At 43.4% G+C, this 19031-nt stretch carries 23 protein-coding genes; 4 read left to right on the top strand and 19 right to left on the bottom strand.

Annotated elements, in window-relative coordinates:
- Nucleotides 1-48: 48 nt before the first annotated feature.
- The 5 genes from hemW to gpr form a co-directional block, all read right to left on the bottom strand.
- A complete protein-coding gene (gene hemW, locus M1D94_RS08610; protein WP_015714284.1) occupies nt 49-1188 on the bottom strand; it encodes a radical SAM family heme chaperone HemW in 1140 nt (379 codons plus the stop codon).
- A gap of 53 nt (nt 1189-1241) precedes the next feature.
- Nucleotides 1242-3080 carry a translation elongation factor 4 gene (gene lepA, locus M1D94_RS08605; protein WP_003229999.1) on the bottom strand — a complete coding sequence of 613 codons (1839 nt, stop codon included), beginning with the start codon at nt 3078-3080 and terminating at the stop codon, nt 1242-1244.
- Between the two features lie 133 nt (nt 3081-3213).
- A complete protein-coding gene (locus M1D94_RS08600) occupies nt 3214-3552 on the bottom strand; it encodes a YqxA family protein (RefSeq protein ID WP_124048123.1) in 339 nt (112 codons plus the stop codon).
- A gap of 16 nt (nt 3553-3568) precedes the next feature.
- Nucleotides 3569-4774: a spore autolysin SpoIIP gene (spoIIP, locus tag M1D94_RS08595; RefSeq protein ID WP_014477383.1), complete on the bottom strand. Its 1206-nt coding sequence runs from the start codon at nt 4772-4774 to the stop codon at nt 3569-3571.
- 62 nt (nt 4775-4836) lie between these two features.
- Nucleotides 4837-5943, bottom strand: coding sequence for a GPR endopeptidase (gpr, locus tag M1D94_RS08590; RefSeq protein ID WP_282627262.1), 1107 nt, complete (start codon nt 5941-5943; stop codon nt 4837-4839).
- A gap of 203 nt (nt 5944-6146) precedes the next feature.
- Here gpr and rpsT point away from each other — a divergent pair, with 203 nt between their 5' ends.
- Nucleotides 6147-6413: a 30S ribosomal protein S20 gene (rpsT, locus tag M1D94_RS08585; protein ID WP_003229989.1), complete on the top strand. Its 267-nt coding sequence runs from the start codon at nt 6147-6149 to the stop codon at nt 6411-6413.
- Between the two features lie 14 nt (nt 6414-6427).
- On the opposite strand, the gene holA is transcribed toward rpsT, so the two are convergent.
- Both holA and M1D94_RS08575 read right to left on the bottom strand, forming a co-directional pair.
- The gene (gene holA / locus M1D94_RS08580; RefSeq protein ID WP_029317888.1) at nt 6428-7471 is read right to left on the bottom strand and encodes a DNA polymerase III subunit delta; all 1044 of its coding nucleotides are present in this window, start codon (nt 7469-7471) and stop codon (nt 6428-6430) included.
- Nucleotides 7472-7510: 39 nt separating this feature from the next.
- A complete protein-coding gene (locus M1D94_RS08575) occupies nt 7511-7624 on the bottom strand; it encodes a hypothetical protein (protein ID WP_122060479.1) in 114 nt (37 codons plus the stop codon).
- A gap of 76 nt (nt 7625-7700) precedes the next feature.
- On the opposite strand from M1D94_RS08575, the gene M1D94_RS08570 reads away from it, so the two are divergent.
- Nucleotides 7701-7835 carry a YqzM family protein gene (locus M1D94_RS08570; RefSeq protein WP_003229983.1) on the top strand — a complete coding sequence of 45 codons (135 nt, stop codon included), beginning with the start codon at nt 7701-7703 and terminating at the stop codon, nt 7833-7835.
- Between the two features lie 40 nt (nt 7836-7875).
- Here the strand turns inward: M1D94_RS08570 and M1D94_RS08565 are convergent, their stop codons facing one another.
- The 3 genes from M1D94_RS08565 to comEA form a co-directional block, all read right to left on the bottom strand.
- A complete protein-coding gene (locus M1D94_RS08565) occupies nt 7876-10206 on the bottom strand; it encodes a DNA internalization-related competence protein ComEC/Rec2 (protein ID WP_456270506.1) in 2331 nt (776 codons plus the stop codon).
- Nucleotides 10207-10209: 3 nt separating this feature from the next.
- Nucleotides 10210-10779, bottom strand: a complete 570-nt coding sequence (locus M1D94_RS08560) for a ComE operon protein 2 (RefSeq protein WP_003229978.1) — start codon at nt 10777-10779, stop codon at nt 10210-10212.
- A 66-nt stretch (nt 10780-10845) separates the two neighbouring features.
- The gene (gene comEA, locus M1D94_RS08555) at nt 10846-11463 is read right to left on the bottom strand and encodes a competence protein ComEA (RefSeq protein ID WP_032726193.1); all 618 of its coding nucleotides are present in this window, start codon (nt 11461-11463) and stop codon (nt 10846-10848) included.
- 83 nt (nt 11464-11546) lie between these two features.
- On the opposite strand from comEA, the gene comER reads away from it, so the two are divergent.
- Complete coding sequence (comER, locus tag M1D94_RS08550; RefSeq protein ID WP_032726195.1) at nt 11547-12368, top strand: late competence protein ComER; 822 nt, start codon at nt 11547-11549, stop codon at nt 12366-12368.
- Between the two features lie 65 nt (nt 12369-12433).
- Here the strand turns inward: comER and M1D94_RS08545 are convergent, their stop codons facing one another.
- The 8 genes from M1D94_RS08545 to M1D94_RS08510 are packed head-to-tail and all read right to left on the bottom strand — an operon-like array spanning nt 12434 to nt 17445.
- A complete protein-coding gene (locus M1D94_RS08545) occupies nt 12434-13177 on the bottom strand; it encodes a class I SAM-dependent DNA methyltransferase (protein WP_021480065.1) in 744 nt (247 codons plus the stop codon).
- Complete coding sequence (gene rsfS, locus M1D94_RS08540) at nt 13174-13530, bottom strand: ribosome silencing factor (protein ID WP_014477391.1); 357 nt, start codon at nt 13528-13530, stop codon at nt 13174-13176. Before rsfS ends, M1D94_RS08545 begins: the two co-directional genes overlap by 4 nt.
- A gap of 17 nt (nt 13531-13547) precedes the next feature.
- Nucleotides 13548-14108, bottom strand: coding sequence for a bis(5'-nucleosyl)-tetraphosphatase (symmetrical) YqeK (gene yqeK / locus M1D94_RS08535; RefSeq protein WP_014480316.1), 561 nt, complete (start codon nt 14106-14108; stop codon nt 13548-13550).
- The gene (locus tag M1D94_RS08530; protein ID WP_004398676.1) at nt 14098-14667 is read right to left on the bottom strand and encodes a nicotinate-nucleotide adenylyltransferase; all 570 of its coding nucleotides are present in this window, start codon (nt 14665-14667) and stop codon (nt 14098-14100) included. Before M1D94_RS08530 ends, yqeK begins: the two co-directional genes overlap by 11 nt.
- A gap of 11 nt (nt 14668-14678) precedes the next feature.
- Nucleotides 14679-14969 carry a ribosome assembly RNA-binding protein YhbY gene (gene yhbY, locus M1D94_RS08525; protein ID WP_003226133.1) on the bottom strand — a complete coding sequence of 97 codons (291 nt, stop codon included), beginning with the start codon at nt 14967-14969 and terminating at the stop codon, nt 14679-14681.
- On the bottom strand, nt 14963-15805 hold the full coding sequence (gene aroE, locus M1D94_RS08520; protein WP_456270505.1) for a shikimate dehydrogenase: 843 nt from the start codon (nt 15803-15805) through the stop codon (nt 14963-14965). The genes yhbY and aroE overlap by 7 nt, the downstream gene beginning before the upstream one ends.
- Before the next feature lie 17 nt (nt 15806-15822).
- Entirely contained in the window at nt 15823-16923 is a 1101-nt protein-coding gene (gene yqeH, locus M1D94_RS08515) for a ribosome biogenesis GTPase YqeH (RefSeq protein ID WP_003229966.1), read from the bottom strand.
- A gap of 3 nt (nt 16924-16926) precedes the next feature.
- Complete coding sequence (locus M1D94_RS08510; RefSeq protein WP_003226126.1) at nt 16927-17445, bottom strand: YqeG family HAD IIIA-type phosphatase; 519 nt, start codon at nt 17443-17445, stop codon at nt 16927-16929.
- A gap of 361 nt (nt 17446-17806) precedes the next feature.
- Here M1D94_RS08510 and sda point away from each other — a divergent pair, with 361 nt between their 5' ends.
- Entirely contained in the window at nt 17807-17947 is a 141-nt protein-coding gene (gene sda, locus M1D94_RS08505; protein WP_003226124.1) for a sporulation histidine kinase inhibitor Sda, read from the top strand.
- Nucleotides 17948-18252: 305 nt separating this feature from the next.
- Here sda and M1D94_RS08500 read toward each other — a convergent pair whose 3' ends face one another.
- Nucleotides 18253-18984, bottom strand: a complete 732-nt coding sequence (locus M1D94_RS08500) for an SGNH/GDSL hydrolase family protein (protein WP_003229964.1) — start codon at nt 18982-18984, stop codon at nt 18253-18255.
- Between the last annotated feature and the right edge of the window lie 47 nt (nt 18985-19031).

The raw sequence follows: 19031 nt of genomic DNA, 5'->3' as shown, positions 1-19031 counted from the left end.
GAGTGCTAATTCTATAACAAAAGTATCAAACCACAAGAAAAATGTCAATTATAACTCACCCAAAAAAGCGCCAAAAACTTCATTGCCTAATAATTTCCCTTGATGAGTCAAATAAACGGCAGACTCCGAATTGTGAATCAGCCCTTTTTCAGCGAGGTCTTTTAACACGCTTGGGAAAAGTCCATCCAGGGAGCGGCCGTATTTTTCTGCGAATCGTTTTTTGCTGACACCGGCTGTTTTTCTCAAACCTAAAAACATTTCTTCCTCAATCTGTTCTTCTGTTGTCACTTCATGTGTATCTCTGTACGGAAAACCCTTTTCAGCTATCAGGTCAATGTAATGCTTAACAGGTCCGACGTTCACTGTTCGTGTGCCGCCAATATATCCGTGAGCGCCAGCTCCGAAACCGAAATATTGTTCGTTGCTCCAATACGTTAGATTGTGCTTAGATTCCATGCCTGCCTTAGCAAAGTTGCTGATTTCATATTGATGAATGCCGTGAGCTTCCATCTGGCTCATCACCATTTCATACATTTCAGCTTCCTGCTCCTGCGGCGGAAGATGAAGCCGCCCTTTTTGCATCAAATTATAAAATACCGTTTTCGGTTCTACAATAAGGGAGTAAACGGAATAATGCTCGGCGTCCAATGATAAAGCAGTGTTTATGGAATGTTCCAGATGCTTGAGGGTTTGCCCCGGAAGCCCGAACATTAGATCAAGACTGATATTCTCAAAACCGATTTCCCGCGCTCTTTCAAAAGAGGTGAATACATCTTTTTGCTTGTGCACTCGGCCGATTTTTTCTAACAGATCGTCTTCGAACGTTTGCACACCAAAGCTGAGGCGATTTACGCCTGCTTCTTTTAATATTTTTAATTTCTCTGCGGACAAGTCGTCCGGATTCGCTTCAACCGCAAATTCCGATAAGTCGCTTGAGGGCTTCAGCACGCGGTTGATCATGTCCATCAGCTTTTTAAGCTGTTCCTCAGACAGGGAGGTCGGCGTGCCTCCTCCGATAAAGATTGTTTTGAGATCAGGCTGCCCGGTTTTTGCTATTGTATTTATCATTTCCTGTTCGAGTGCGTTTAAATACTCGTCGACTGGCTGACTTTGAATAAAATATTTATTGAAATCGCAGTAGTGGCAAATATGCTCACAAAATGGGATATGGATATAAGCTGATTTCAAATGGATTCACCTTCTTTACAGAAAGAAGCCGCAGTACAAGACTGCGGCGGCTTCTATTGTTTTTTCGGACTGTCGTCCATTTTCAGAACTGCCATAAATGCTTCTTGCGGCACTTCAACTGAGCCGACCTGCTTCATACGGCGTTTTCCTTCTTTTTGTTTTTCAAGAAGTTTCCGTTTACGCGAGATGTCCCCTCCGTAACATTTAGCCAATACGTTTTTACGCATTGCTTTTATGGTGGAGCGGGCCACGATTTTCTGGCCGATTGCGGCTTGTACCGGAACTTCAAACTGCTGGCGCGGAATGAGTTCTTTCAGTTTTTCAACGATCACTTTTCCGCGTTCATATGCGTAATCACGATGCACGATAAAGGAAAGGGCATCGATTTTTTCACCATTCAGCATAATGTCCATTTTCACAAGCTTGGACGGTTTGTAGCCGATCAGTTCATAATCAAAGGACGCATAGCCTTTAGTGCTTGATTTCAGCTGATCAAAAAACTCATATACGATTTCCGCTAATGGCATATCATAAATGATGCTGACACGGTTTGCGTCTAAATACTGCATATCAATAAAATTGCCGCGTTTTCCTTGGCAAAGCTCCATTACAGCGCCGACATAGTCATTCGGCACCATCATCGTCGCTTTTACGTATGGCTCCTCAACCCTTTCGATCTTTTGAGGATCCGGCATGTTGGACGGGTTGTCGACAACGACCTTTTCGCCGTCTGTCATATACACGTCATAGATAACGCTTGGCGCTGTTGTAATCAGGTCGATGTTGAACTCACGCTCAATTCGCTCCTGAATGATCTCCATGTGAAGCATGCCTAAAAATCCGCAGCGGAACCCGAATCCAAGCGCTTGCGAAGTTTCCGCTTCATATTGAAGGGAGGAATCATTCAGCTCAAGCTTTTCAAGAGCTTCCCTTAAATCATTATACTTCGCTGTATCAATCGGATACAAACCACAGTACACCATCGGGTTTAGCTTGCGGTATCCCGGCAGCGCTTCTTCTGCAGGATTGGCAGCGCTCGTTATTGTATCACCGACACGTGTGTCACCGACATTTTTGATTGAGGCAGTCAGGAAGCCTACATCACCGACCGTCAGTTCATTTGTCGGAGTTGCTTTCGGCGTGAACACGCCCACCTCTGTTACTTCGAATTCTTTGCCGGTTGCCATCATTTTGATTTTTTGTCCCGGCTTTACCGTTCCTTCAACGACTCTGATATAAGCCACGACACCGCGGTAGGCGTCATAAAGCGAGTCGAAGATCAGCGCTTTGAGCGGCGCCTCCGGATCTCCGGTCGGAGCTGGCACCTTTTCTACGATTTGTTCTAAAATCTCCTCAATCCCGATACCGGCTTTTGCTGAAGCAAGCACGGCTTCTGATGCGTCAAGGCCGATAACGTCTTCTACCTCTTGGCGCACACGTTCGGGCTCGGCGCTCGGAAGGTCGATTTTATTGATGACCGGAAGGATTTCAAGATCGTTGTCAAGCGCTAAGTAGACATTGGCGAGCGTCTGCGCTTCAATCCCCTGGGCTGCATCCACGACAAGAATCGCTCCCTCGCAGGCAGCAAGGCTTCGGGATACTTCATACGTGAAGTCGACGTGTCCCGGCGTATCGATTAGATGAAAGATATATTCTTCTCCGTCTTTTGCTTTATATTTAAGCTGAACAGAGTTTAATTTAATGGTTATGCCCCGCTCACGTTCAAGATCCATAGAATCGAGCAATTGTTCTTTCATTTCTCGTTGAGTGATTGCCGACGTTTTTTCTAAAATACGATCCGCTAAGGTCGATTTTCCGTGGTCAATATGGGCAATGATAGAGAAATTCCGTATTCTCGATTGCCTCTCTAAACGCTTTTCTTTATCTGTCACAATCTATCACTCCTACTATTAAACGCAAAATACACTAGCTTAGATTATATCAATAGGATTGTAAAGATTCAATGTAAAACAAGAAAGAGAAAAGTTCCCTATCATATCTGGGCTGCTTTTCTCTTTCACGTACTTATTGATTCATATCCCGTATCCATTCATACATTGACTGGGCAGTATTGGTTACGGTGTTCGAAAGTACTTGTCCGGCTTTTGAAAACATATTGAATGTCTCCACCTTTTCCAGCTCTTTTTGTTTTTCTTCTAAATCTTTTGCCGTGACTGTTTCTCCTAGGATTGAGGCTTCTTTTTCATTATCTTTTCCGTCGGTGAGCGTAAACGCCCCCTTCAGTGATGGATCATGATAGCCTTTCATACTCAGCATCCCGTTGTTTGCCTGCTGCATGCCGAACAGAACGCCTAAAAACATGATCGTGACAAGCAGTAAGCACTTTCCAAAGTATGCAATCAAATCAACCACCTATTTCTTATTGTTTTTTCGTCTCCCCGCTCGCTGCGTTGACCTTTTCAGCATCCCAGTACATTTCGCTGAATACGTCCGCGGCCGCGTTAGCCGCACGCTGCAGCTCTTCGAGATTATTATCTACTCCGCCAAACTCGAGCAAAAGCGCTCTATCGGTTAAATCCTGATTGTAAACACCATTATCGCCTGGCGAGCCTTTGGAAAAGACACCTGTGCTAAGTCCGGGGTATTTTTTCTCCATCAGTTTATGAAGCTCACTCGCAATTTTATAGTTTTCTTCGAAGTTTTTGCTTTTTTTCCCGACGACAAAGGCTACCCTGGCATAGCTTTTTCCTTTAATCGTTGCGGTTGTGTCTTTTTTGCGCCGTGAGTCTCTGTGGATGTCAATGATATATTGCAGATTTTTGTTTGAAGCGAGGGCGTCTTTCACGACCGGCCTTGATTCATCATAGGACCTGGCATAGTTTAAGCCTTTTTTATTCAATTTTGACTGTATATCGGTTTTATTCACTGTGGCTCCGATTCCCTGGGATTCAAGCGCTTGTCCGAACATATCTCCTACAAGCGTGACATTGGCTTTAGAATGGCGCGCCATGTCAGGATCGGTCTCGCCTTTTAATAGAGGGAGATATGATTCGGTATTGTGCGTGTGATAGATAAACACGACCTTTTTATCTCCTGTTGTTTGTTTGGGCGGATCTTTTTGCGCATTATCTGATTGCGTTTGCTGTTTTTCAATCTCTGCCAAATTCGCTTCCCTTTCTTCCTCCATCACCTTAGACGGCGGCGGCGATTCCGCAGGCATATTCGTATAATCGGTTCCTTGTCCAGCTAACAAAATCTCGGTATCAAATTGTGCAAACCCTGGCAGCTCCCGACCGAGAAAGCTCCGCGGATCTTCGAGGTTAATGCTCGTCGCCAGCTTTAAAGAAAGACGAGAAAGATGAAATGAGCTGTCGGTTTGAGAGAGGTCAGAAGCGAAATAATGGTTTTCCATCCGCAGCAAATGTGCAAATACGTCACCCGGCAATTCTTCAGCAATCCCATAAAAAGAGTCAGACGACGGCCTAAGTTCCGGCCGGAGAGACGTCAGCACACCGGATAGAACAAAAATCACGATAAGGCTTACGATAAATAGAAAGATGGCTTTTACCGCTTTCCCTCCATTTACCGCAACAACAATCTGTCTGTTTCTGCGTTTATTTCTCATTGAATCCCTCCAGCGCTTGTCTAGTAATTACTCTATGAACAAGCTAGAGGAAGTAGAACTGTTTAGTGATTGTAGGAGCCTTTGTTTTCTTGTGACACTTTTTCATGAAGCGCTGTGTTTAGTCCGTTTGCTAAAACATTTGCCATATCGTCGATAAATGAATCGACTTCCTTCGGCGTAACCATTAAGTTGTGCCCTAAAGGCGAAAGCACCTCGTGAATGAGCTGCCGTTTTTCATCTTCTTGAAGGGTTCCGACAATCCCTAGGAACGATTGGCGCTGCTTTTGATCGGGAAGATCTTCTTCAGTGAGCACTTTCTTTTTCCCAAACGTCATGCCTGCCGGAACAAGCGATCTTGATGGCCTGTTATCCTTCATTTCTCTGCCAAAATGTTTTAATATGTAGTCCACCGTGTCGCTGGCAATTGTCACGGCATCAACTACTGTCGGAACACCGATAGCAATCACCGGAACACCAAGCGTGTCTTTGCTTAAATCTTTTCGTTTATTCCCCACTCCAGATCCCGGGTGAATGCCTGTATCCGATATTTGAATGGTTGTGTTGACCCTTTCCACCGCCCGCGCCGCCAACGCATCAATGGCTATGACAAAATCAGGCTTCGATTGCTCAATCACACCTTTAATAATGTCACTTGTTTCGATTCCTGTTATCCCCATTACACCCGGTGCAAATGCACTGACAGGCCTGTAACCCTCCTGTACGTTTTCCGGCTGAAGCTTAAACAAGTGCCTTGTTACCAACAGATTTTCTACTGCCATCGGTCCAAGCGCATCAGGTGTCACGTTCCAGTTGCCGAGCCCAACGATCAAACAGCTCGCATCTTTTGAGATATTAAGGTTTTCAAGAAAAGCTGAGAATTCCTCCGCAAAGACAGCAGAGACCTTCTCCTGCATTTCCGAATCATTCTCCCTGATTCCCTGTGCTTCAAGCGTTAAATAGCGCCCTTCTTTTTTTCCCGAAAGCTCTGCGCCTTCCTTTGTAACATCAACTGTGCGGATTTTAATGCCGCCGTGATCACGCTCTTTTTCAATAAAGCCTTTAATTCCTTTTGTCGGCACAGCCTGCTGATTGGCCATTGCTTCCTTCGTTTCCACTGCCAAATCGGTCCGTATCAAATACTGATTCACATCCAGCTCACTCTTTTTCATACAGGGGCCTCCTTCACATTAAGTACCTATATTGTTGCCATTTGCTGAATGAATCATGCTAAAAAGAGAACCTTCAATGAAAAATACTTTACATTTATATTGCAATCTAAAGGTGTGTTTGATAGAATACAATTTGTTCTATTGTGAAGAAGATTTAACCTTAAGACACTGTGCTACAGGTTGTATCTTAGGAGGTGAAACACATGCCAAACATTAAATCAGCGATTAAACGTACAAAAACAAACAACGAACGCCGCGTTCATAACGCGACAATCAAATCTGCTATGCGTACTGCAATCAAACAAGTTGAAGCTTCTGTTGCCAACAACGAAGCTGACAAAGCGAAAACTGCTCTTACTGAAGCAGCTAAACGTATTGATAAAGCAGTGAAAACAGGTCTTGTACACAAAAATACCGCAGCTCGATACAAATCAAGACTAGCGAAAAAAGTGAACGGACTTTCTGCATAATATAAAAACGATCCTCAATAATGAGGATCGTTTTTTTCATTTCTTTTTAACAGCTGTAAAAGGAACAGTTCGAGCAGAAGCTGCTTGTCCTTTTTCCCGGTTTTCATTTCATAGTCCATGACGGCAAGCTGTTCAATAATTGAACGGAGCTCCTCCTCTGAAAAAAGCCTTGCTTGATCCATCGCCAGCTTTACCCGAAATGGGTGAACTTTTAGATTAGAAGCGATTTGTTTTTGTCCGTATCCCTGTTCCGCGAAGTACTTTGTCTGCAGAATCAGCCGGAACTGATTCGAAATAAGCGCCATAATTTTGATCGGTTCTTCATTTTGTTTTAGCAAATCATAAAAAATTTGCAGACTCTCTGTTCGTTTTCGGTTGACGATTTTATTGATCAGCTCAAAAATATTTTGTTCAAGGCTTCTAGCAACAAGCATTTTCACATCATCCAGCGTAATTTCTTCACGATCTCCAATAAACGTGCAGAGCTTTTGAATCTCCTGAAAAATCGATGACAGATGCCCGTTCACAAGCAGAACCAAATGCTCCGCCGCTTCCGTGCCGATTGTTTTCTGCTCTGTTTTTGCAAGGTTGACAGTAAAGTCTGTCGTTTCCTTTGCGTTTAATTCCTTCGCCTCCATCATAAACGCGTGCTTCTTTAACGCTTTCGTCAGCTTTTTCCGCTCATCAAGCTTTTCATACGGAGCAAGCAGGACAAAGACTGTGTAAGGCGCAGGTGATTGTATATATGATTCAAGCGCACTGACGTTGTGCTCAATTTTTTCTTTTTTCTTTTCACCTGTTAAAAAATATGGATTTTTCACAATGACAAGACGCCGCTCTCCCATAAACGGAAACGTTTCAGCATCTGCAATCGCTTGATCCAGCGGGTCCTCTTCCAGATCAAAAACGGATAGATTGAAATCCTTTGTCTCCTGATCAACGACCGTTTGTCTGATCCTGCTGACGGTTTCTTGCAGCAGATATGTCTCTTTTCCGTATAAGCAATAAACCGGATGGACATCTCCTTTTTTCAGGCTTTTCCACACATCAAATACCATTGTTGTACGACTTCCTCTCTTTCATCATCCCCCTCTATCCTAAATTGAGTTTGCAAAATAGTAAAGAGGAAGCCTGACTGCTGCTTCCCCATTTATATTAAACGCCTGTTCGCAAGCCCCCGGGACAGCTTGTAAAAAGGCGATAATCACCAGAACAGAAAACGTTACCTAAGCTTCTAGATTTTTCAAAACGATTCGATTATACTTAAATCAGTCAGGAGGGATAAAGTTGAATGATTTTGAAAAAAACGTTCAAAGCAAACGAAATGATGCTGTAGACTCAGCTGTTGGTTTTGTTGTGTCCTTCGGATTTTTCGCCTTCTTGTTTGTCATGGCAACGGTTATTCACCTGGTTGGTTCATAACAGCGACTGCCCGGGCTGCTGATTTCTCGGCAGTCTTTTTTTAGTTCGTCTCTGTTATATCTGATGTATCATATGGGGGATAGACAGAAAAGGTTCCACCTCTGTTTTTATATCTATATTGGATCGTTCCGTTTTGGTCTGTTCGCAGCACGCGGATAGAATGTCTCTGTAATAGTTGCAGAACTTCTTGATGAGGATGATGGTACCGATTGTTTTTCCCGGCTGAGATAATGGCCGTTTTCGGCTGAAGCTGTTGGATGAATTCTTCACCGGTAGAGCCTTTGCTCCCATGGTGCCCCACCTTTAACACATCTGCTTTTATATTCGGAAACACGTTCATCACCTCTTGTTCCCCTTCTTTCTCCAGATCACCCGTCAAGATCCAGCTCATACCGCCCGTCTCCATCCAAAGAACGAGAGATGAATTATTTTTGCTTGCCGGATCAGGTGCTTCCGGTGACAGTACATGGAACTGCAAATCCTTTATTTGCAACACATCGCCTCGCTTCACCTCTTCAATTGCCACTCCCTCTTCCCTGGCTGCCTGCAGCACTTTCTCATCTTTAGGTTCAGAAACGAACCCTTTCGGAATCACGAGGCGCTTTACTTTATGATGCTTCAGCAGAATCTCCGCCTCTCCGATATGATCTTGGTCAGCGTGCGTCAGAATTAAAGCGTCAAGCTGCTTGATTCCCTTAGCAGTTAAAAACGGAATCAGCACCTTTTCCCCCAGTGAAAACGGATGCTGTTTTTCGCGCCAAGGCTCTGACGAGTAAGACAAAGTGCCGCCGGTATCAATTAAGACACGACCCCGCTGATGCGGAGCACCTACAAACATGCTGTCACCCTGTCCAATATCTATCATATCCACTTCTCCTTCGGAACTAAGACACGGATATATAAAGAGCAGAAACATCACCGTGCAGCAAATGCCTCCGGTTACCATCAACTGCGACAAGGAGCGTTTTTCAATCGCCATAAGCAATAGGATGATCGTGACCGTGAATAAAAAAAGCAAAACAGGTGCAGGATGTGCGATCATAATCGTGAACACTTCAACATCTGCAATGTTTGTGATTAGCCTATTGGTCCAGCTTATCAATAAATCAAACCAGCTGAAAAACAATCTCCCAAACGAAACGGAAAGACTTAATAGAAGAACACCTGCTACAGCTCCCGGCAAAATACAGAAGGTATAAAATGGTACCATCAACATATTCATCGGTACGCTGATGATAGAAAACTGATGAAAATGATATAGGAGAATCGGAAGCGAGCCCAGCTGAGCGATGAGTGATACAATTGTCAGCTGCCCCAAGGAGGTTTTAACCTGATGAAAAATAGAAGAGGATAGAATTAAAGAAAAACTGACGGCGAACGATAGCTGAAAACCGGCTTCAAAGAGATGATAAGGATTGAAGAGCAGAAGGACGATGTATGAAAGACAAATTGCAGTTGCAGAGTGGACACGCCATTTGACAAGGCTTCCAGCTAAGTAAACACCCGCCATGAGAGCAGCGCGTAGCACTGAAGGAGCAGCGCCGGTCAACATCACATAGAGCGGCAGAAATAACAGCAACAGAATTGACGCCTTTTCTCTAGTTATACCAAGGCGAATCATGATATAAAACAAACCTGCTGTCAAAATCCCCACGTGGAGTCCTGATATTGCCAAGAGATGGACAACACCAAGCTTTTGATACGCGGTAAGCACTTCATCCTCCACATAAAATCTGTCACCAACTGTAAGTGCCTGTACAATCCCTGCCGAATCAGGAGGCAGAAGGCTGTTTGTGAATGATATGATATGTTTTCTCAAACTGAGCACCTTGTACTTGAAATTTTCAGGTTCGCTGCAGTTTTGGATAGACGTGACAGAGTAGTTCCAATGAATATGCTGCCGATAGAGATACTCGTTATAATCAAATGCACCCGGCACAGTTGCGTGTTTCGGTTCTTCCAATGTACCAGTCAATTCACATGACATTCCTGGTTCTATGTATAACAGCTGTTCTTTTTCACCAGCAGACTGAATGCGATACGCGGCAGCCCATTTTTCCTTATCAGGTGTCTCAACCATCATAGACATACGGTCGCCGTCAATTTTGGGAATAGTGTCAATCACTGCCTTGAATTGATAAGTTCCCTGCCGATAGGAAGAGACATTCTGAGAATCTGTGACTGCATACAGTACAAAAAACAATATAAAAGAGAAGAAACAAACAATAATAAGAAAAGCGTGCCTCGTTTTGATTAAAATGATGAGGAGAAGGAGGATGAAAAGAAAAATAGCGGGGAAATAAGCGGCGGCAGTAATTCCAGCCGTTGCCGAAGCTGCCGCCATAGGCAATAACAAACGCGAATTACGCATTCATCACACGTAGCTCGTGAAAAGTGTATTCGCCTGTTCATGTATCTTTTTCAATTCTTCCTCCGCTAAACCGGCATCGGCCAATTTCCCTATAAGACCCGCTACAAATGAAAGCTTTTCTCTGTTTTTCAGATCAACGATCATTTCATCGAGTTCAACCTGTTCAACAGTTACACCCGCCTGTTCAAATAATTCCTGCGCATACGGATGTGTTTTGTAATCCTCAGCATAATAAACCGTTTTGATACCAGCTTGAATAATAGATTTGCAGCATTGAATGCACGGATAATGCGTCACATAAATCTCCGCTCCATCAGTCGGCACCCCAAACTTAGAGCATTGAAGAATCGCATTCATTTCAGCGTGAATCGTTCTTGCGCAATGATCATCTATCATTAAGCATCCTTCATCTGCACAATGTACACCGCCCGCGATTGACCCGTTGTAGCCTCCTGCTATCATGCGTTTGTCTCTGACTATAGTAGCGCCGACAGATAATCTCGGACATGTGCTGCGCAGCGCCAATAAATGGCTTTGAGCCATAAAGTATTGATTCCATGAAATTCGTTCCACGTTGTTCCCTCCAAATGTTGTGTTGCCTGACCTATAGTTTACCTATCATAATGCATGACCGTCAAATCACTTTACTGTAATGGAAGACTTTATTTTCTCAAATGACTTTTCACCTATTCCTGAAACCTTAGTGATTTCTTCAATTGTTTGGAAACGCCCGTTTTCTTCCCGGTATGCAATAATAGCTTCAGCTTTGGATGGCCCCACCCCTGAGATGCCTTGTAACTCCTCTAAGGTTGCTGTATTGATATTCACCAGCGCTCCCTTCCCTCCATCGCTTTGGACAGACCCTCCGCCACCTTGCTGCACTGCTGTTTCCTCTCCCTTTTTCGGGATGTACACCACTGTCCCGTCCTGCAGAATCTCCGCCAAATTTACTTGCGCTTCGTCTGCTTGTTCTTTGGTCCCGCCTGCTTTCTCAATTGCCTGAGATACTCTGTCCCCTGTACGCATTTCATAAACGCCTGGATGCTGAACAGCACCTTTGATGTCTATCACAATTGTTTCGCTTGACTCGTCGTTGTTTGCTTCCTGCTTTACCACTGTATTTTCTGCCTCTGTTGGTACAGCTTGCTTCACCGGCTCTTTATTTTTCCCTGTGGCCAGAAAGATCATAATCGCTGTGAAAACAGCCGCAGAAGCCGCTAAAACAATTGCTTTCTTATGCTGATTCAACCAATTCATCGTGCATGTTCCCCGCTTTCGTCATATTTTATTTTCATAACACATATGGTTTAGAGGATAATAGCTCAAAGGAGGGGAAACCATTGAAGATAGGCTTTATCGGCACAGGAAATATGGGTACGATCCTTATCGAATCATTTATTGAATCAAAAGCGGCCGATCCCTCAAACATGACAATCACAAACCGCACAATTGAAAAAGCGTTGCACATAAAAAACCGCTACAACAGCATCAACGTTACCGAAAGCCTCGAAAAGCTCGTTTCTGAAAATGAGATGATTTTTATTTGTGTTAAGCCGCTGGATATATATCCTTTACTGGCAAGAGCGCTACCTTATTTAAGAAAAGATCATATTCTCATTTCAATTACAAGCCCCGTTCAAACCGAACAGCTCGAACAATATGTGCCGTGTCAAGTGGCGCGAGTGATCCCAAGTATTACGAACAGAGCGCTGGCAGGTGTTTCTCTCGTCACGTTCGGCACAAGCTGCGGCGAATCTGCAAAAACGAAAATCAATGAGCTGATGCAGCATATCTCTCATCCGCTGCAAATTGAAAGTGACATCACAAGGGTTGCATCAGACATCGTAAGCTGCGGCCCCGCTTTTATGAGCTATCTGATTCAGCGGTTTATAGATGCAGCTGTCACGGAAACATCAGTATCTAAACAGGACGCGATTTTGATGTGTAAGGAAATGCTTGTCGGAATGGGAAAACTGTTAGAAACCGAATTGTATACCCTGCCTGCATTACAGGAAAAGGTTTGCGTTAAAGGCGGTGTAACAGGAGAAGGCATTAAAGCGCTGGAAAGCGGTGTGCAGGATATGTTTCACCGGGTATTTCAAAATACTCATATGAAGTACGAGGAGGATATTTCTGCAGTGAAAAAGCAGTTTCATGTGTAGACGAGTATGTCATACTTTCGTCTGTACTGCAAAAGCATAAAAAAGCATTTTAAAAAACCATCGTTTTAAGAAACGATGGTTTTTGATTTCTGCGCCTTGAAAAAGAGGCGTTCTGATTGTGCTGATGGCTCGGTATCCGTAAAATCAGCTGTCACGCGATGGAGCTGAAAGCCGCAGTTCTTAAGCATTTCTTCGTATTCTTCCACCGGGAACGTTCTTTGCTCGTGTGTCTCATCAAAACGATCATACGCTTCTCCGTTCCACACAAAAAACGACATATCATGAATGACAGAAAGCTCGTCACTTCCGGCAAAGCTCTGCCAAATATAGCTGATATCTTCGTCCTGGTCAGCAAATGTGCTATCCGGAAAGACTTCCGCAATTTTAAAAGATGAATGAACATCAAACAGCAAAATGCCTTCAGGCTTTAATACCCGAAATACACTTTTAAAGGTTTCGATCACATCATTTTTTGTTTTTAAATAATTTAATGAGTCACAGCATATCACAACAGCGTCAAACTGATCGTCAAAGCCGGTAATCTCTCTCATATCCTGCTGAAGAAATAAAATAGGCTGGCTACTCGATACCTTTTGCTGGGCGAAAGAAAGCATCTCTTCGCTGAGATCGATGCCTGTAACCTCGAAGCCTTTTTCGGCAAGCCGGATGGAGATTTCCCCCGTGCCGCATGCCAGATCGAGAATACGGCCTTTTTCCGGGAGAGATGCTTCAATCCATTTTGTCCATTGATCGTAAGGCGCGTGTGACATTAACTCGTCATACACGCTTGCAAAGCCTTGATAAATCATTGATTCATTCCAAAGTCAAGATCTGCGAGCGGAGCGTCTCCCCACAGCTTTTCAAGGTTGTAGTAGCTTCTTTCATCCTTGTGGAAGACATGGACAATTACATCGCCTAGATCAACGAGAACCCATCTTGCTTCATCAAAGCCTTCCATCTTTTTGACTTGAATGCCGTTTTCATCAGCTTGATCCTTGATTTCACGGGCAATCGCCTGTACCTGTTTATCTGAATTTCCGTGGCAGATCAGAAAATAATCAGCAACCAGAGAAATACCTTCCATATCCAGTGCTAAAATATCCTCTGCCCGTTTATCATCGCAAGCCGCAGCTGCGATCTTTAAAATGGACTTTTGGTTCATTCACAAATTCCTCCTGTTCAGCTGCCAGACACAAGCCAGTTATATGTTAAAAATGTGTCTGGAAAAACCGGTTGATTTTTTTTCATAAGAAAAACCATTGTATTTTTAATGGACTGAATCAGCGCTTGATTCAAATCTGTCTCAGCAAGCTTACGCACCTCATCGACACCGGGAAATGCCCGGTTTGGCTCAATGTAATCGGCAACGTAAATGACTTTTTCTAAAAGTGTCATACCGGGGCGCCCTGAGGTATGATACCTAATGGCGTCAAGAATGTCTTCATCTTGAACCCCTGCCTCTCTTTGGACCAAATAAGCGCCGACCGGAGCGTGCCAGAGCTCCGGATTATGATCCAATAAATGCGCAGGCATTTTTTCACGTGCAATAATTTGTTTCATTTCTTCTTTCGGGCGGAATTTGGCGTAATCATGAAAGATTGCCGCTGTTTCCGCTTTTTTAGAATCGGCTCCAAAACGCTCCGCAAGTTCGATCGCCGTGTTCATCACGCCAACCGTATGGATATATCGGTGTTCGGTCAATTGCTGCTTCACGCATGCAAGTGCCTCCTCACGATTCATATAAACCATTCTCCTCTACATACTTCTTCACTTTATCAGGGATTAAGTAGTCAGTGGGCTTCTTGCTTTTAAACCGTTCCCTTATCATAGTTGATGATACCTCAAATTCCGGAACGTCTGCAAAGAGAAGCGGATAAGGGGTTTCAACATGAAAACCGGGGCGCTTTACTCCAATAAATTGAATGAGGTTCAGCAGCTCGTCCAGCTTATACCATTTCGGCAAATATTCAATCATATCAGCGCCGATAATAAAGAACAGCTGATCATTTGGATAACGCTGCTTCAGTAAAGAAACGGTATCAAAGGTATATGACGGTCCTTCTCTTTCCATTTCAACAAGCTCCAGCTTAAAGGACGGATTAGATTGAATTGCAAGCTTTAGCATTTCCACGCGATGAAAGCTGTCGGTATAGTCTTCGTTCTGTTTATGCGGCGGAATTTGATTAGGCATAAACCAAATTTCATCAAGCCCCGCCTGGTACAGCACCTCATTCGCCATTAAGAGGTGACCATTATGCGGAGGGTCAAACGTGCCTCCGAAAATTCCGATTTTCTTCATTTCAACCACCTTTAAGGAAGCTCGATTTGTTTATTTTCCTTTGATTCCTTATATAACACAATCGTATTGCCGATTGTCTGCACCAATTGAGAGCGGCTTCCTTTTACAAGAGCTTCCGCTACATCGTTTTTATCCTCTTCGCAATTCTGAAGCACGCTGACTTTAATGAGCTCTCTCGCTTCAAGCGCCTCAGCAATTTGTTTAATCATGTTGTCGTTTACTCCGCCTTTACCTACTTGAAAAATCGGCGTTAAATGATGCGCTTTTGAACGCAAAAAACGTTTTTGTTTACCTGTTAACATTCTCTTCCTCCTAATTTTCCTATTACAATGGATCTCATTTTTTCAATATCAGGCTCTTGTCCAGTCCACAATTGGAAAGACAATGCTGCCTGTTCAACAAACATGCCCACACCATCGAGTGTTTTCAAGCCTTTTTGGCTTGCTTCTTTTAAAAGGGCCGTCTGTATTGGATTATACACGATATCACATACGACGGCACTGCTCGCGGCACGCTGTAATGAAAGCGGCACATCGTCCACGTTCGGATACATGCCCACAGACGTTGTATGGATGATAACATCATACTGCTCAAGACGTTCTTCTGCTTCTTTTATGCTTAATACTTCTTTATTGTGAAACGAGGGAGTAGCTTCTGTAAGCCGCTTTGCTTTTTCTAACGTCCGGTTGCAAATGTCAAATTTTTTCGGGGTATTTCGGACAATTGTTGTAAAAATGGCTCTCGCCGCTCCGCCAGCGCCGATCATTAAGAATGACAGTTCAGAGATGGGCTTGTCTAATACCTTCATTAATGACTTCACGAAGCCTTCCCCATCAGTATTGTATCCGACAAGCTTATCTCCCTCTCTTCTGACCGTGTTTACGGCACCGAGCACTTTTGCACTCTCATCAATATGATCCAGATAATCCATAATGGAAACCTTGTGCGGAACAGTCACATTGATTCCTTGTACGCCTAGAGCTCTTATTCCTTTTACCGCATCCTCCAGATCATTCTCTTCTACCTTGAAGGCATGATAATGTCCGTCAAGCCCGAGGTCTTTCAATGATGCGTTATGAATATCAGGTGACATAGAATGGCCAATCGGATTTCCGATAACCCCGTACAGCTTTTTCATGCTCCTCTCCCCTTTTCTTAAATTAATGAACGTCGAACAAATACATGAACGCCTTTTGGCGCGTATGCAGTTACCTTTTTATCGGCGTCATGGACAGTAACCCAGCCTAACCCAGAGAAAACGATATCTGTCTTTTTGTCTTTTATCGTAAACGTATGGGCGACCAATTCCGGAAACTCATCCATTTCATCTTTACCCGGAGGTGTGAGCAATTCCCCTGCATGCTTTTCATAAAGCGCGTCTGCATTTTCAAGTTTTGTTCTATGAATCATCAGCTCATTCGGCATATAGCAAATAAAAGGAGATCTTTCCCCAGACACATAATCAAACCTTGCAAGTCCGCCAAAATACAGTGTTTGCTGATCATTAAGCTGGAATGTGCGAGGCTTCAGCTCCTTTTTAGGAGATAATATTTTCAGATCCTTTTTATTGACATAATGCGCCATTTGATGGTTGTTGATAATTCCAGGTGTATCATAAAGCGATGAACCGTCATCCAGCGGGATTTCAATCGCATCAAGGGTTGTGCCAGGAAATTGGGATGTTGTAATAATATCTTCTTCACCTGACACTTCTTTAATAATCCGGTTAATAAAGGTTGACTTTCCTACATTTGTACATCCGACAACATAGACGTCTTTTCCGTTGCGGTAATGCTCAATCGCGTCAATTACTTCTCTGATTCCCTGGCCGCGTCCCGCACTGACCAAAAATACGTCAACCGGTTTTAAGCCAAGCTCTTTCGCTTCACGCTTCATCCATTGGATCAGACGCTCTCTTTTCAGTGACTTAGGCAAAATATCCGCTTTATTGCCAACTAATAAGATAGGGTTTCCCCCCACCAAGCGCTGCAGCCCATTAATCCAGCTGCCGTTAAAATCAAAAATATCAACAATTTTTACGACAAGAGAGTCCGTTTCTCCAATACCGTGAAGAATGTTCAAAAAATCATCATCAGTTAAGGAGACATCTTGTATTTCATTATAGTTTTTCAGTCTGAAGCACCGCTGGCAAATCACATTTTCTTTCGTAAGCGATGCAGGCGGCGCGTACCCCAAACCTGTTTTGTCCTCGGTTTGGATCGTAACTCCGCACCCGATACAAACAACCTTTTCCATTTCTTACTCCTCCCACTGAATGTGCCCTTTTCGTTTGAGAGCACTCAGTATTCTGCGTTCGACCTGGCGGTTAAAGCGCGTAATGAATCCGTCAGAGGAAGCGACTGGCACGACCAAAATCGTATGGTAGCCGTTTCGATTTCCCCCGAGTACATCGGTCAGCAGCTGGTCTCCGATGACAACGCAGTCCTCTTTTTTCAGCTCCATATTGCGCACCGCTCTATTAAAGGCTTTACCCATCGGTTTTCTGGCTTTATAGATGAATGGGATTCCAAGCGGTTCTGAGAAAAGTTTCACTCTTCTTTCGTTATTATTAGAGACAATTGTCACTTTAATGCCGTGTTCCTTCATTTCTTCAAACCACTCGATCAATCGCGGCGTCGCGTTCGGCCTGTCCCATTCAACAAGCGTATTATCCAGGTCAGTAATAATTCCTTTTACATTTCGTTCCTTTAATTTCTCAGGTGTAATATGAAAAATATTTTTTACAAACTCGTCAGGTAAAAAAAACTTTTTTAACAAAACCCGCACCCTTCCCTTTTTCTTTCTTTCAAAATGATTGTCGAAAAAAATCGAACTTGCGCCTAAAGAAAAACTGAGCAAAAAAATTTCGACAAAAATTGGGTTTCTTCACCAGGTGTGGATAAATTTACACACACTATCCACTCTTATTACATCACTCTTTAGACAAATTATAAACACGATACTCACAAGTTATCCACTTTTTGGTGTGGATAACAGAACGATTGTTCTTATATGCATTTCATGGTAGATTAAAGATAACTTCAACCTCAGATGAACGCAACTTATCATTGTATGCGTTAAAATCATGAATGATTCCAACTTTTAAGGAGGTGCCTCTCCCATTAATTGGGTTCCTAGCATGAGAAAACTGTCTGATGAATTACTAATAGAATCTTATTTCAAAGCCACCGAAATGAATTTAAACCGTGACTTTATCGAGTTAATTGAAAACGAAATAAAAAGAAGATCGCTCGGACATATTATTTCCGTATCTTCTTAATAGGAATTTGTCTATTTTTTCCGGGCGTATTTCCTTTTTTTACTCAGATGACTGATATTATATCACTTTGGCTGCGCGCTTTACTACTATTTTCAGCAAAAAACACCCCTAAAAAGAGGTGTTTTAAAGGGCCGGTTATTATGCTAACCAGTATATGCCGCCCACAACCAGGAGAACAACAACTAAAACAACAATAAAAGCGTATCCATATGCTCTGCCTGCGCCATACATGTGAAGCGCCTCCTTAATAAGGTTTTATAACAGCCTATGTAGGAGAAATAAATCGGACTAGGCGGTTGTCCGGCTCAACGCTGCAGAATCTGCCCATCTTGTATTCCTTCATATACGATCCTTGCCCCTTTGGGTGTCATATGATTTCCAGAAGGATCTATTAAACCAGATTGGATAAGCGCTTCATCAGTTGCTTTTCCGCCGTCTGCTTCTATAAAATGCTTCCAGTTATCTACAAGAGGGACATCCAGGCGCTTCGACACATCTCTTGTAATATCGTTATATGAGTTGTGCCATTTCCTTGCTCCGCCTTTTGGTTCAAAAGCAGCTGCTTGATATCTGGAATAGTAAAACAGATGATGCTTCCCATTACCTTCTATAATTGGGATACACGTCATTAAGATAGGCTTAATCCCGTGTTTTCTGCTTTCTTCAATAAAATAAACCAGATTTTCTCTAAAACGCTGCTTCGACACTCTCGGTTTCCCCTCAGTCAGTATGGCAGCGTCATTGGTGCCGAACATAATAAACAAATACTTCGGTTTTTGATCCAGCACATCTGTCTGAAATCGGAGACGGGCATCCTCTGTCGTCTGTCCGCCGATTCCCGCATTGAGTATATCAAGGTTACCGCGCTCAGCTGTTTTTAATATATTGACCCACTGCTGTGCTTTTGGATAATCGCGATAATCCCAATTAGAGCCACGCGTATTGCTGTCACCAAATGCTACAACGTCTTCGTATCCCCTTCCCTCGCATCCTGCTGTAACGAACAGCAGAAGGAAAAGGATGATAAAATGTTTCATCTTTACACCCCCAAAAGCCTCACCTTAATGTTATACCTCTGTTTCTC

This window comes from Bacillus sp. JZ109, assembly GCF_053903135.1.
This window is presented reverse-complemented; position numbering and strand designations above follow the sequence as displayed.